This window comes from Sphingomonas sp. PAMC 26605 (assembly GCF_000241485.1).
Taxonomy (GTDB): Bacteria; Pseudomonadota; Alphaproteobacteria; order Sphingomonadales; family Sphingomonadaceae; genus Sphingomonas.
The window spans coordinates 321,131-334,458 of the sequence record NZ_JH584241.1 but is presented as its reverse complement, the minus strand read 5'-3'; the positions used below and the strand labels follow the sequence as shown (position 1 = coordinate 334,458).

Below are 13,328 nucleotides of genomic sequence, written 5' to 3'. Positions count from 1 at the left end.
GATCCACATCGAACGGATACCAGGGACATCGGGAAGCGACTTCAGAACCGGACTGCGACGCCCAACGAGTAGGACGAATCGTCGTAGCGATAATCGCGCGGCAGGTTCGAATCGCCATAATAGCTGCGATATTTGGCGCGCGTCAGGTTGGTGCCGTCGATCGACAGCGTTACGCCCTTGCGGAACTCGAAACCGATGCTCGCATCGAGACGGCCGTTCGGACGCACCTGGTTGAGGATCAGCGACTGGCCGACCGGGCGGACGTTGGTGCCGCCATAATTCTCATCATAATAGCTCGAGCGATAGGTATAGACGACCCGGCCGGTCAGGCCCTTCTTGTCGTACAGCCCGCCGATGTTGTAATTGTACTTCGACACGCCCTGGATGTTCTGGCCGAACAGCGGATCGCCGACGGTCTTGACCTTGCTGTCCGCGAGCGTGAAGTTGCCGAAGACCCCGAAGCCGTTGAGCGCGCCGGGCAGGAAATCGAAGAACGTCTGCGCGCTGACTTCGATCCCCTTGAGCGTCACCGCGCCGACGTTGCGCGGGCGGGTGATGTTGTAGTTGAAGCCGTTGATCGTCTCGACCTGGCTCTGGCTGATCACGCGGTCCTTGATGTCCTTGTAATAGCCGCCGATCGCGACGAAGCCGTTGCGCGAGAAATAATATTCGAGCGTCGCATCATAGCTGTCCGACTTTTGCGGCCGCAAATTCGGGTTGCCGCCCGACCCGGCCGGCAGAATCAGGCTGTTGGTCGAGATCAGATAGCTGAGCCCGGGGTTGAGATCCCCGAAGCTCGGCCGTGCGATCGCGCGCGAGTAGGTCGCGCGCGCCTGCAAGCCGCCGCCGAACCGCAACCGCGCGCTCGCACTCGGCAGGAAGTCGTTGTCGGTGGTGCTCGCACCGAACGGCGTCAAAACGGGCGCCGGGTTGGGCACCGCCGTCGTCGATGCCGGGGTCACGAACGATGCACCCGCGATTTGCCGTTCGGTCCGCGTGTAGCGCCCGCCGATCTGGCCATCGAGCGTGATCGGTCCGCTGATCGGCACCTTGTAGGCAGCCTGGAGATAGGCCGAATAGGTCTTTTCGGACGCGGAGAAGGAGCGATCCGGCGTAAAATCGGGGAAGCCCGCGCCGAGGCCATAAAGCGCCCGCAGTTTGTCTTGAACGGCAGGGTTGCGCAGTTCGTCCTGGTTCGGAACGATGATGCCGAAGCCATTGTTGATCGTCGGCGTGCCGAGCGCATGGATGAGGAAATTCGAATCCAGGAACGGGACGTTCGAGATGAGCGTCCCGCAAACGGTGCCGCAGGTGCCGCCGAGCGATTGTTGGTGCGTAGCGCTATGATCGGCGTACCGGGCACCGAACTGAATATTGTCGAGAATGCTGCCGATCCGATAGGTCCCGTCGACCTTCGCGGCAAATTCCTTGCCGCGATCGCGGACGTTGTCCTGGTTCAGTGGCGACAGCGCGAAATTCGTCGGGTCGCCCAGACCATTGACGGTGTCGGTGTAGACTGCGCCGCCATTGACGTTGGTCGCAACGTTGGTGGTAATGCCGTTGCCCGACTTGAAGACGTCGAGAATGAAGTTCTGATTGCGCACTTGCGAATGCTGATACGAAACGTCGCCGCTCAGGCTGAGATTGCCAGCCGTATATTTCGCACCGCCCGAGATGATATAGACCGAGGTGCGATCGTAATGCGCTTGCGTGCTGGTGAAGCCGCCATGCCCGGTCGAAGTAAACGAACTGGCGGTACATAGGTTCTGCACCGTGCCGGTGGGATCATAGAAACCCGCGCCATTGACAGCATAATTCTTGCACTCGTTCGTCTTTTGGACATTGCTGAAGGAGGTGCCGCTGAACACGTCGTCGATCTGGAAATAGCTCGCCGACTTGTTGCTGTAGCGTGTGTACAGGCCATTGGCGTAAATCTCGAGGCCCGGCGCAGCCTTCCACTGATAGGCCACATTGGCTTGCTTGCGCTCATACGTGCCCTGCTGCTCGACGCCGCCGACGCACGTCGGCGCGATGACGCCGGCGGCACCGGGAGGGCCCTGCGTGCCGCTGCGGAAATCGCAATTGAAGGCGACCGGGCGGTCGAACACGTTGTGCGAATACGAGACGTCGGCCAGCAGGCCCATCTCGCCGAGGCCGGTTTCGAAGCGATCCGAAACGAGCAGGCCGAGCACCGGATTCACCTCCTGCGCATTGCCGCTATAGACCGCGCGCGCATTGCCCGCGAGCGTGAAGCCCTTGAAGTCGAACGGCTTGTGCAGGCGCAGATTGATGACGCCGGCGACGCCGCCTTCGATCAGCTCGGCCGAATTCGACTTATAGACGTCGGCACCCGCCAGCGCTTCCGCCGGCAGGTCCTGATAGCTGAAACCGCGCCCCGTGCCGGTGAAGATCTCGCGCCCGTCGAGCGTGGTGAGGATGTCGGGCAGGCCGCGGATGATCGGGTTGACGATCTCGTTATTGTCGCCGACCGTGACCTGCACGCCGGGCACGCGCTGGAGCGCGGCGGCGACGGTGCGATCGGGCAGCTTGCCGATATCGTCGGCGACGATCGAATCGACGACATTGTAGGAATCGCGCTTGATGTCCGCCGCCTTGGCGAGCGAGGCGCGGATCCCGGTGACGACGATATCGGTGGCGGCGGTATCATCCTGCGCCGCCGCCTGAGATGGCGCCGGCGCCTGATCTTGCGCCAAAGCGGGTGCCGCGCCGATCAGGGCGAACAGCGACACAGACGAAAGTACTGCGAATTTCGACATCATTTTACCCCTCCTGAAAAACCCGCCGACTTTTCCATTCGGCTGAGACCTTTGCCTATCGAACCCGTGCCGATAGGACAAGTCATATTTGTCAGACCACGACAATGAGGACCGGTGCAGCGGACGCCGCCCTAAAGACGTCCGCTGCCTTGCGCTTATTGAGCTGGCACAACCGTCTTCGGCGCGGCCGCAAGGCGCCGGATCAAAGCGGTTTCGGCCGGGCGATACGGCGTTCCATCGGCGCGAAACACCTCATGGAACCACAGGGTCGGCTCGTCGATCGTATAGGGCTTCTTCCAGCTGTCCCACGGCAGGCGCGTCTGCGTCTTGCCATCGACGAAACCCCAGTTGATCATCGCGACATTGTAGCGCTTGCCGATCGGCAGTGATCCGTCGAAGGTCGATCCGTTGCCGCGCGCCATGAACTCGGTGCACAGCACCGGGCGACCGTAGAGTATGAGCTGCTTCACGCGGCCCTCGAACTGCTCGGGCCAGCCATAGTCGTGGAAGGTGACGACGTCCGACTGTTCGAGCTGGAGCTTCTCCATCCCGGTCAGCTTGGCGCCCGGGGACCAGTCGTCGTGCCACCATACCCCGCTCGTCACCGGCTGGATCGGCTCCGCAGCGCGCGCCCAGTCGAACACTTGCGCGAGCAGGTGGCGCACCAGCGGCTCCTTGCCCTCCTGCCCCTTATATTGCTCGGCGGGATTGTCGGGCTCGTTCCACAAGTCCCAGCCGAGAATGCGCTCGTCCTTGGCGAACGCGCCGATTACGCCCGTGACATAGGCGCGATATTTCGGATAGCGCGCCGGGTCGCGCAGTCCGGGCAGGCCCGGCGATTGGACCCAGCCCGAATTGTGCACCCCCGGGATCGGCGGATGTTGCGGCCCCAGCACGGGATTGGGATCCCAGCAGCTGTCGAACAAGACGAACAGCGGCTTGATCCTGTGCTTCGCGGCGATCGTCAGGAATTCATCGATCCGGCGCTTGAAGCCCTCCGGGTCCTGCTCCCACAGTTGATCGTGCAGGAACACGCGCATCGTGTTCATGCCGATGCCCTGCGCCAGGCCCAGTTCGGCATCGATCCGCTTGGGGTCCCAGGTGGCGGCCTGCCACATTTCGAGCTGATTGATCGCCGAGGCGGGGGTGTAGTTCGAGCCGACCAGCCAGGGCTGTCTGGCGTACCAGCCATTGGCCTGCTGGGGCGTCCAGCGCTCGCGCGCCTCCGCCGGGGCGCTCGCCGCGGCGAAGATCGCCGCCGTGCCGAGCAGGAGCACCGTAAATCGGGTCATGACAGCCTCCCGCACTTCAACGTTTCGCATCGAGGGTGAATTTGTAGATGATGACGTTGCGATAGGTCTGGCCGGGATCGAGCCGTGCCGAGGGGAATTTCGGCTGGTTGGGCGCGTCGGGAAAGAGCTGCGGCTCCATCACGATCGCATCGCCCATGCGATAGATCCGCCCGCCCTTGCCGACCACGCTGCCATCGAAGAAATTGCCCGAATAGAATTGCAACCCCGGCTGGTTCGACCACAGTTCGAAGCCGAGGCCCGATTGCGGCTCGGTCACCTTGGCCATCAGATGCGGCTGCGCGGTGACGGCGGTGCCGATCACCCAATTGTGATCATAGCCGCGACCATAGACGATCTGCGGATCGCGCCCGTCGCGCACGCGCGCACCGACCGGTTGCGGCGTGCGAAAGTCGAACACCGTGCCCGCCACGCTCGGCAGGGCGCCGGTCGGGATCGACGTCGCGTCGGTCGGCGTGTAGCGCTCGGCCGGGATCGTGACGAGATGCCCCATCGCGCCGCCGGGCGAGCCCGCGCCGGCCATGTTCCAATAGCTGTGGTTCGAAATGTTGACGAGCGTCGGCTTGTCGGTGGTGGCGCGATATTCGATCGTCAGCTGATTGCGCTCGTCGAGCGCGTAGGTGGCGAAGGTGGTCAGCGTGCCGGGATAGCCCATGTCGCCATCGGGGCTGACATAGCGCAACGTCACCGAAGCGGTCGGGCCGCTCTTCACGCTGACGACCTCCCACAGCACCTTGTCGAAGCCCTTGGTTCCGCCGTGCAGCGAATTGGGGCCGTTATTGACCGGCGTGTGATAGGTGTGGCCGTCGAAGGTGAAGCGGCCGCCGGCGATGCGATTGGCGACACGACCGACCGTCGCCCCGAAGAATTCGGGCTTGGTGGCGTAACCCTCGAGCGTGTCGTACCCCACCGCGACATCGATCGGCTTGCCGTTGCGATCGGGCAGGATCATCGACTGCAGCGCCGCACCCAGCGCGATCACGCGCGCAGAGACGCCGTGCGCATTGGTCAAGGTCACCGCGGCGACGGGGCGGCCGTCGGGCAGCGTGCCGAAGCTGCTCTGCTTCGCCTCGCCGGCGACCGCCGGGCTCGCCAGAACCAGGGCCAGCGCGCTCGCGGCCAGTGCCGCACCATTTTGTCGTTTCACATTGCTCTCCTCTGATCGTATCCGCGATAGCGTTGGGTCGGCGTGCCGATACAGCCGGGATCGACTTCGAACAGCGCGCCGCCGAGCCCCTCGCCCAGCACGTCGCGGCGATCGCGCGGGATCACGCGCGGCGCGATCAATGGCTGTCCCGCGGCAGTCCCTGCTGCGCGATCCGCTGATATTTGACCGCCGGCTCGAGTACCGCGCCGGTATCGAACTGACCAACGATACCACGCTGGATTTCCTGCCACGGCGTTTGCGACGGCGGGGCGAGCGTCTGTTCGATGGCCGCGAGCGCGTGCCGGCGGCGCGTCATCTCCGCGTCGGAAACGAGCAGATCGACGCGCCGCGTCTTGAGATCGATCCGGATCCGATCGCCGGTCTCGGCCACCGCCAGTCCCCCGCCGACCGCAGCCTCGGGCGACGCGTTGAGGATCGACGGGGATCCGCTCGTCCCCGATTGCCGCCCGTCTCCGATGCACGGCAGCGCGTGGACGCCGGCGCGGATCAGCGCGGCGGAGGGTCGCATGTTGACGACCTCGGCGCCGCCGGGATAGCCGACCGGCCCTGCCCCGCGCATGATCAGCACAGTGTTCTGGTCTAGCGCCAGGGTCGGATCGTCGATCCGGTGATGATAATCCTCGGGCCCGTCGAACACCACGACGCGGCCTTCGAACGCCTCCGGGTCCGCCGGATTGCGCAGATAGCGGTCGCGAAACTCTTCTGAGATGACGCTGAGCTTCATCACCGCGCCGTTGAACAGATTGCCGCCGAACACCGATAGCCCCGCGGCCGGCATCAGCGGGTCGGCAAGCGTCCGGATGACGTCGACATCCACGGTCGCCTTGCCGCCGACATTTTCGGCGACGCTCTTGCCGTTGCACGTCACGGCGTCGCCGTCGATCTCGCCCGCGGCAAGCAACATTCCCATGACCGCGGGCACGCCGCCGGCGCGATAATAATCCTCGCCGAGATATTGGCCCGCCGGCTGCAGGTTGACGATCAGCGGCACGTCCGCCCCGACCTCCTCCCAGTCCGCCAGCGTCAGCTCAACGCCAATGTGGCGCGCAATCGCGTTGAGGTGGATCGGCGCGTTGGTCGATCCGCCGATCGCCGAATTGACCTTGATTGCGTTTAGGAACGCGGCGCGGGTGAGGATGTCGCTGGGCTTGCGGTCCGCATGGACCATCTCGACGATCTGCCGCCCGGTCTCCCAGGCGCATTGCTGCCGATCGCGGTACGGCGCCGGGATCGCCGCCGAGCCGGGCAAGGACATGCCCAGCGCCTCGGTCAGCGAATTCATCGTCGTCGCGGTGCCCATCGTGTTGCAGAAGCCGGTCGACGGCGCCGACGAAGCGACGAGCTCGATGAAGCCCTTATAGTCGATCTCGCCCGCCGCGAGCAGCTCGCGCGCTTTCCATACGATCGTGCCCGACCCGGTGCGCTCGCCATTGTGCCAGCCGTTGAGCATCGGCCCGACCGACAGCGCGATCGCCGGAATATTGACCGTCGCCGCCGCCATCAGCGCGGCGGGGGTGGTCTTGTCGCACCCGATCGTCAGCACGACGCCGTCGAGCGGATAGCCGAACAATACTTCGACCAGCGACAGATAGGCAAGATTACGGTCGAGCCCGGCGGTCGGGCGCTTGCCCGTCTCCTGCAGCGGATGCGTCGGAAATTCGATCGGGATACCGCCCGCATCGCGAATGCCGTCGCGGACGCGCTCGGCGAGTACCAGATGGTGGCGGTTGCACGGCACGAGATCTGACCCCGACTGCGCGATGCCAATGATCGGCCGGTTCGACTGGAGCTCTTCCAGGCTGAGCCCGTAATTGAGATAGCGCTCGATATAGAGCGCGGTCATGTCGGGATTGGCGATGTTGTCGAACCAGGCGCGCGACCGCAACTTCACCATGCCGTCGTCGCTCACTTTACGACGCTCCCGCGCCGCGCGGTTGAATAGCCGACCATCTTCGCCTCCCCCAAGCTACACCTGCGTGCCGAGCGCGCGGCAACGCTTTCGCGATTGATAGCCCAGCGACGTATCGATAGAAAGCCGATTTATCGGATAAAAGAAAAATCGCGGAGAGAGATGATGCGGCTGCCGAGCGAATCCCGCGAGATCGGTTCATAAGATGACACCTCCTAGAGCAGAACCGTGGCGGCTCGGTATTGTCGGCGTGGGCAAGATCGCGCGCGACCAGCACCTTCCGGCAATCGCCGCTTCCGATGACTTCGTCCTGGTCGCCGCCGCGAGCCGCCATGCCGCGCTCGACGGCCAGCCCAATTTCGCAAGCATCGAAGCGATGCTCGCCGACGGCCCCCCGCTCGATATGGTGTCGATCTGCACGCCGCCCGATGGTCGTGATCGTATCGCCCGCGCGGCGATCGCGGCGGGCAAGCATGTGATGATCGAAAAGCCACCCGGCGCGACGGTGAGCGAGGTGGCTGCGGTGCGCAGGTTCGCCGCCGAACGGGGGGTGACCCTCTTTGCCAGCTGGCATTCGCGCGAAGCCGCGGGCGTGGATGCGGCCCGCGACTGGCTCGCACGGCGCACCGTGACACACGTCGCGATCCACTGGCGTGAAGACATTCGCGTCTGGCATCCCGGACAGGAGTGGATCCTTGCGGCGGGCGGCTTCGGCGTGTTCGATCCCGGTATCAACGCCGTGTCGATCGCGACCGCGATCATGCCGCACGATCTCATCGTCGAGAGCGGTACGATCTTCGTCCCCGCCAATCGCGCGTCCCCGATCGCCGCGCAGATCGCGCTGCGCCTGACCAACGACGCGCCGGTGCTGCTCGATCTCGATTTCCTCCAAACGGGCGCCCAAAGCTGGACCATCACGGTCGAGACGACCGGCGGTACGCTTCACCTCACCGAAGGCGGCAAGCGCCTCTTCATCGATAAGGCCGAGATAGCCCTCGGCGCCGACGCTGGCGAATATCCGCGCCTCTACGACCGCTTCGCTGCGCTTGTCCGCGCCGGGCAAAGCGACGTCGATCTGCGTCCGCTGCAACTCGTCGCGGACGCCTTTCTCGTATCGCGCCAGGAGCGCGCCCAGCCGTTCGATTTCTGACGAACGTGCTAGACACGAAGGATATAATCGTATTTGTATGATTTAAAGATAGAAAAGGGAGTTGGAGCGATGCGTCTGGTTCGAACGATCGTGCGCGCCGGGTTGGGCGTAGGTCTGGCCTTGGCCGCGGTCTCCGGCAGCGGGGTGGGCGCCCAGGTCGCTCCGGGCGGGCCGGTCACCCCCTATGTCGATCCGGCAAAGGCCTATCTCTTTCTCCACATGACCAAGGAACGCTACGGCGTCCTGTATTATTCGGTCAGCCTCGACGGGCTGCACTGGCGGCAGGTCAATGCCGGCAAGCCCGTCTCGGCCGACTATCACGGCCATGCCTCGGTGGCACGAGGCGGCGACGGGCGCTATTATCTCGTCGGCAACAAGGGCGACGATGATCCCCTGATCCGCTTCTGGGTATCGGACGATCTGGTGCGCTGGACGCCTTATGGCACCTATCAACCGGACTTGCAGGCGATCCCCGACTATCCGCACCCGCTGCAGCGGATCGGAGCACCGAAGCTGTTCTTCGACAAGCCGTCGGGCCAGTTCCTGCTGACCTGGCACACCCCGAGCCTCGAGGGCTCAAAGGAAGATCCCGAACGCTATTGGGGCAGCCAGCGTACGCTGTACGTCCAGTCGAAGGACCTCAAGACTTTCGCCGCCCCGCCACGCCGGCTGTTCGCCTGGAACATGGCGACGATCGACACGATCATCACGCCGAACGACGATGCCAAGGGCGGCTATTGCGCGATCATCAAGGACGAACGCTACCCGTCCTACGCATGGACCACCGGCAAGACGGTACGAATGAGCTGCGCAGCAAAGCTGCTCGGCCCCTATCCGCTTCCCGGCCCCCCGCTCAGCCCCAATTTCCGCGAGGCGCCGACGCTGATCCGCGCGCCGAGTGGCAAGGAGTGGATGCTGTATTACGAGCAATATGCCGGGACCAGCTACGGCCTGTCGATGGCACCGAAGCTTGCCGGGCCGTGGTTCCAGGTGTCGGGCAATAGCGGCGTGCCCGAATGGAATCGCTACGAGATGCCCGCCGGGCTGCGCCACGGATCGATGATCGGCATTTCGCGCGCGCAATATGACGCGATCGTCGCCGCATTCCCGGACAAATGACCGTGGGTCGGATCCGCGCGCCCGCGCTGCTGAGCATCGCCGGGCTGGCGGCGCTGGCTCCGCCCATGACGGCCGCCGAGGCCCGCGGCGCCGCAACGGAGATCACCAATCCGCTGCTGCCCTCGGGACCCGATCCGTGGATCGTCCGGCAAGGCAAGACCTATTTCTACATGAACACGCTCGGCGACCGCCTGGCGATCCGCAAGACCAGGGACCTTGCGCGACTGGCGGACGCGCCGGAAGTCACCGTGTGGACGCCGCCCAAGACCGGCCCGAACGCGCAATCGATCTGGGCGCCAGAACTGCACCGGATCGGCAGCGCCTGGTACATCTATTATACCGCCGCCGAGAGCGGACATGACGACGATGCGCATCGCGGCATCTTCGTCTTGGAGAATAGCGGCGCCGACCCGATGCGCGGGACATGGATCGACCGCGGCCGCCTGACGACGGCGCACCCGGGCATCGATGGCACCACCTTCAGCCATGGCGGCAAGCGCTATTTCGTCTATTCGCCTTATGTCGGGCCCGACAGCGACCTCGCAATCGTCGAAATGGCCAATCCTTGGACGTTGGTCGGGGCCGAAAGCATCATCGCGCGCCCCGATCGCGACTGGGAGCGCCGGGGCGGACGGCAGATCCTCGAGGGGCCCGAATTTCTGGCCGGGCCGAAAGGCGATCTGTTCCTGAGCTACTCCGCCAGCGCGTGCTGGTCGGACGATTACGCAATCGGCTTGCTCAGTGCCCCGAGCGGGAGCGATCCGCTCGATCCCGCGGTCTGGCGCAAGGCGCCCCGCCCGGTGGTGGCGAAGGCCCCTGCCGCGGGGATCTACGCGCCGGGGCATAATGGCTTCTTCACCGCCGCCGGCGGACGCGAGACCTGGATCGTCTATCATGCCAATCCCGCGCCCGACATGAAGTGCACGGCGAAACGCGCGCCCCGGATCCAACGCGTCAGTTGGTCCGCGCAAGGAACGCCGATCTTCGCCCCCCCGCGCTGAGCTGGTCGCTCCCTTCCGCCGTGTTGCCCTGGTCGTTGAAGACGGGCGGTGCAGGCTCGACCCGCATTCGCTATCGACAGCGTCGAGCGTTCACATCTTGATGATAGGCACCGATCCGGTACATCGGGGTCTTGGCTTGCGGGGTCCCGGACCTTAGAGCGCATTGCGTCTTCGGCGCTAGACGACACCCTTGAGAAGGCCAGCATGCAGATTATCGTACGCGACAACAATGTGGACCAGGCACTCCGCGTTCTGAAGAAGAAGCTGCAGCGCGAAGGAGTCTATCGCGAACTGAAGCTCCGGAAACACTATGAGAAGCCCTCGGAGAAGCGTGCCCGTCAGCATGCCGCGGCCATCCGTCGAGCGAAAAAGGCTGATCGCAAGCGCGCCGAGAAGGACGGCTGATCAGCCCTCGTGCCGCCCGGGACGGCCGCACCGAATAAAGGTCAGCAGCGATCGCTCTCCCTTACGCTGAGCGATGCAAACTTCGCTAAGGCTGATCGTACGCTCGTAGCCCGACGGCGCGCTTGACGATCGGATGATGCGCGTGGTCGGCGACCCAGCTTGCGGACGCGTGCGTTGCAGCGACCCGGCCGATGCCGTCAACTGCCAACAATTACGCTCCTTCCCGGGGTCGATTACGCAGCTTGACGAGGTCGATGGCGTCGTGGGCCTATAGCCATGATCGGGCGGCGACCCGACGACGGCCGGGTGCGCAAGTGCGCCGAGTGGACCGCATGATCGTCCCCCCAGATTCCCCTGGCTCATCTGTCGGTCTTCGAGCCGTATTGGTGCTTGTCCGCGTCAATGCCGCCGGACCGATTCTTGGGCAGCCGGCTTAGTCCCAATAGATACGGCTCACCCAAATTTTCGTTCGAACCCTTTTCACTGTCGCGCTCTTGGAGGCGCTTGCGCCGCAAGCGCAATCGCCCCTAACGGACCTGCCTTGTCACCAAGCGCTGGTGCCACCACGTATGCGGCACCGGCCGGTAACGCCATGTACCCGTTCAGACTTGCCGTGAGGCCGGCCTCGATCCGGGCGAGGAGATGCGGTTGCCCGACAAGGACTCCGCCCCCGATGGCGATGCGGTGTGGCCCGGTCGCACAGACGATCGCGTGGCACAGCGCCGCCAGAGTATGCACGACCGGCTCCCATATCGGATCGTCGCGCGCGACATCGCCGGCCCGGCGCTCGCCAAGCCGCAGCGCTAGCGCCGATCCCGAAGCAAGGCCTTCGACGCAATCGTCATGAAAACGACAGACGCTCGGCTGATCGTCATTGGCGAGGCGCGGCACACGAATGTGCCCTAACTCGCTATGCCCGATGCCGCGGGTCGGCAGCCCATGCACGATCAAGCCGACACCAACGCCGGTGCCGACGGTGACATAGGCAAAGTCCGAAATACCCTGCGCGCACCCCCACGCCATTTCGGCGAGCGCGGCGCCATTCACGTCGGTGTCGAAGCCGATCGGGACGTCGAATGGCGCGGAAAGCCGACCGCGCACGTCCGTGCCCGCCCATCCCGCCTTGGTCGTCGCGAGGATCTGACCATATCGCGACGATGCTGGATCAAACTCGAGCGGCCCGAACGACGCTACGCCCAAGGCCGCAAAGCGATGCTCGCGATACCATGCTTGCAGGATCGCCAAGATGGCGGGCAGCGTTTCTTCGGGTTGCCTGGTCGGAACGATCTTTTGCTCGACGATCGCGCCCGACCCGTGCGCCAAAGTGCAGACGCATTTGGTGCCGCCGAGTTCGACGCCGGCGTGCAACGACGAACCATTTCGACCTAACGTCACCACCCTGTCCGCGCCGGTATCGGAGTGCCGCATAGCATGGTATTTTCCTCCTAAACCTCGCCTGCCGCGATCAGCGATATGCCGCTTGCCAGACCGCCTCCCGGCTTTAATATTCCAATTTAGATAATTCAATAAGTCGGGAGATGGAATGATGCAGGCGCGAGCCGGTGCGGCGGTCGCGGCGGCCTTGGTCGGGACCCTGATCGGCGCGCTCGGCGCCGGCGCTCCAGACGATCGCTATGGTAGCCGCGCCGTGCTAATCTGGATCGTGTTTGCTTATATGGTGTCGGCGGTCGGTTCAGCCGCGAGCGACGGTCTGGCGATGCTGATCGCGTTTCGCTTCGTCGGCGGCTTGGCGATAGGTGGCTTGTCGGTGCTTGCGCCCGTCGGCATCGCCGCGGTCAGCCCGCCAGAACGCCGCGGCCGGATGGTCGGCTTGTTCCAGCTGAGCGTAGTGGCCGCGATTCTCACGGCCTATGTCAGCAATTTTACGGTCGCCCGCATGTTCGATGGCGACGCCGCGTGGCGACTCAAGCTGGCAATCGCCGCGCTGCCGGCTATCGTCTTTTTCGTCAAGCTGCTGCGCATTCCGGACGGCCGCCGCTGGCTCGCGCAAAAGGGTAGAGCGGCCGAGGCGCGCAGGGCGATCGGCGACCCCGACCGCTTGCTCGCCGAATTCGCAACGCGCACCTCGGATCCGGCGCGCTTGCAATGGCGGGTCGATCGCCGCCCGATCCTGCTGGCGATTGGTCGCGGCGAAACCCTGCTCCTGCCCGCGTTGATAGTGTGCATTCTGTTCTTCGCGATCTCGCAAGGCGCGGTGATCTGGGTCAGTCTCTCCGAAATATTTCCGACGGCGGTGTGCGCGTGGGGCCAGGTGATCGGCAGCGCGACGCATTGCGGGATGAACGCGCTGCTCGCTTTCGCCTTTCCCATCGTGGCACACTATACCCAAGCTTTGCCGTTCTGGCTGTTCGCCGCGGCGATGGTCGTGCAATTTTTTGTAACATGGCGGTATTTCCCCGAAGCGCGCGGAGTCCCGCTAGAGCAGCTCGAAGCGCTGATCGAAATGAAGTGAGAAGGCCCGATGAACA

General features: G+C 64.4%; 11 protein-coding genes. 5 read left to right on the top strand and 6 right to left on the bottom strand.

The annotated features are described in order from the left end of the window. Nucleotides 1-41: 41 nt before the first annotated feature. The 5 genes from RH90_RS01545 to RH90_RS01530 all read right to left on the bottom strand — a co-directional run bounded on the left by RH90_RS01545 (nucleotide 42) and on the right by RH90_RS01530 (nucleotide 7,149). Nucleotides 42-2,780, bottom strand: a complete 2,739-nt coding sequence (locus RH90_RS01545) for a TonB-dependent receptor (RefSeq protein ID WP_010183449.1) — start codon at nucleotides 2,778-2,780, stop codon at nucleotides 42-44. A 152-nt stretch (nucleotides 2,781-2,932) separates the two neighbouring features. Continuing rightward, nucleotides 2,933-4,069: a cellulase family glycosylhydrolase gene (locus tag RH90_RS01540; RefSeq protein ID WP_010183448.1), complete on the bottom strand. Its 1,137-nt coding sequence runs from the start codon at nucleotides 4,067-4,069 to the stop codon at nucleotides 2,933-2,935. Between the two features lie 16 nt (nucleotides 4,070-4,085). Further along, nucleotides 4,086-5,234 (bottom strand): aldose epimerase family protein, encoded by a 1,149-nt coding sequence (locus RH90_RS01535; RefSeq protein WP_010183447.1) that lies wholly within the window; start codon nucleotides 5,232-5,234, stop codon nucleotides 4,086-4,088. Then, nucleotides 5,231-5,374, bottom strand: a complete 144-nt coding sequence (locus RH90_RS23265; RefSeq protein ID WP_157134497.1) for a hypothetical protein — start codon at nucleotides 5,372-5,374, stop codon at nucleotides 5,231-5,233. Before RH90_RS23265 ends, RH90_RS01535 begins: the two co-directional genes overlap by 4 nt. After that, the gene (locus tag RH90_RS01530; RefSeq protein WP_037492982.1) at nucleotides 5,371-7,149 is read right to left on the bottom strand and encodes an IlvD/Edd family dehydratase; all 1,779 of its coding nucleotides are present in this window, start codon (nucleotides 7,147-7,149) and stop codon (nucleotides 5,371-5,373) included. Before RH90_RS01530 ends, RH90_RS23265 begins: the two co-directional genes overlap by 4 nt. A 220-nt stretch (nucleotides 7,150-7,369) precedes the next feature. Between RH90_RS01530 and RH90_RS01525 the strand changes: the two genes are divergently transcribed. The 4 genes from RH90_RS01525 to rpsU all read left to right on the top strand — a co-directional run bounded on the left by RH90_RS01525 (nucleotide 7,370) and on the right by rpsU (nucleotide 10,839). Further along, entirely contained in the window at nucleotides 7,370-8,314 is a 945-nt protein-coding gene (locus RH90_RS01525) for a Gfo/Idh/MocA family protein (protein ID WP_029624954.1), read from the top strand. Between the two features lie 69 nt (nucleotides 8,315-8,383). Beyond that, the gene (locus RH90_RS01520; protein WP_010183444.1) at nucleotides 8,384-9,433 is read left to right on the top strand and encodes a hypothetical protein; all 1,050 of its coding nucleotides are present in this window, start codon (nucleotides 8,384-8,386) and stop codon (nucleotides 9,431-9,433) included. Then, complete coding sequence (locus RH90_RS01515) at nucleotides 9,430-10,434, top strand: glycoside hydrolase family 43 protein (RefSeq protein WP_010183443.1); 1,005 nt, start codon at nucleotides 9,430-9,432, stop codon at nucleotides 10,432-10,434. Before RH90_RS01520 ends, RH90_RS01515 begins: the two co-directional genes overlap by 4 nt. A gap of 204 nt (nucleotides 10,435-10,638) precedes the next feature. After that, nucleotides 10,639-10,839: a 30S ribosomal protein S21 gene (gene rpsU, locus RH90_RS22430; RefSeq protein WP_010160813.1), complete on the top strand. Its 201-nt coding sequence runs from the start codon at nucleotides 10,639-10,641 to the stop codon at nucleotides 10,837-10,839. Nucleotides 10,840-11,319: 480 nt separating this feature from the next. On the opposite strand, the gene RH90_RS01510 is transcribed toward rpsU, so the two are convergent. Further along, entirely contained in the window at nucleotides 11,320-12,207 is an 888-nt protein-coding gene (locus RH90_RS01510) for an ROK family protein (protein WP_010183442.1), read from the bottom strand. A gap of 175 nt (nucleotides 12,208-12,382) precedes the next feature. On the opposite strand from RH90_RS01510, the gene RH90_RS01505 reads away from it, so the two are divergent. Further along, the gene (locus tag RH90_RS01505) at nucleotides 12,383-13,312 is read left to right on the top strand and encodes an MFS transporter (protein WP_010183440.1); all 930 of its coding nucleotides are present in this window, start codon (nucleotides 12,383-12,385) and stop codon (nucleotides 13,310-13,312) included. Nucleotides 13,313-13,328 lie beyond the last annotated feature (16 nt).

Coding starts and splice junctions, on each gene's coding strand:
- RH90_RS01515 (WP_010183443.1), top strand. CDS start 9,430: ATGACCGTGGGTCGGATCCGCGCGCCCGCGCTGCTGAGCATCGCCGGG.
- rpsU (WP_010160813.1), top strand. CDS start 10,639: ATGCAGATTATCGTACGCGACAACAATGTGGACCAGGCACTCCGCGTT.
- RH90_RS01520 (WP_010183444.1), top strand. CDS start 8,384: ATGCGTCTGGTTCGAACGATCGTGCGCGCCGGGTTGGGCGTAGGTCTG.
- RH90_RS01545 (WP_010183449.1), bottom strand. CDS start 2,780: ATGATGTCGAAATTCGCAGTACTTTCGTCTGTGTCGCTGTTCGCCCTG.
- RH90_RS01540 (WP_010183448.1), bottom strand. CDS start 4,069: ATGACCCGATTTACGGTGCTCCTGCTCGGCACGGCGGCGATCTTCGCC.
- RH90_RS01505 (WP_010183440.1), top strand. CDS start 12,383: ATGATGCAGGCGCGAGCCGGTGCGGCGGTCGCGGCGGCCTTGGTCGGG.
- RH90_RS01525 (WP_029624954.1), top strand. CDS start 7,370: ATGACACCTCCTAGAGCAGAACCGTGGCGGCTCGGTATTGTCGGCGTG.
- RH90_RS01530 (WP_037492982.1), bottom strand. CDS start 7,149: ATGGTGAAGTTGCGGTCGCGCGCCTGGTTCGACAACATCGCCAATCCC.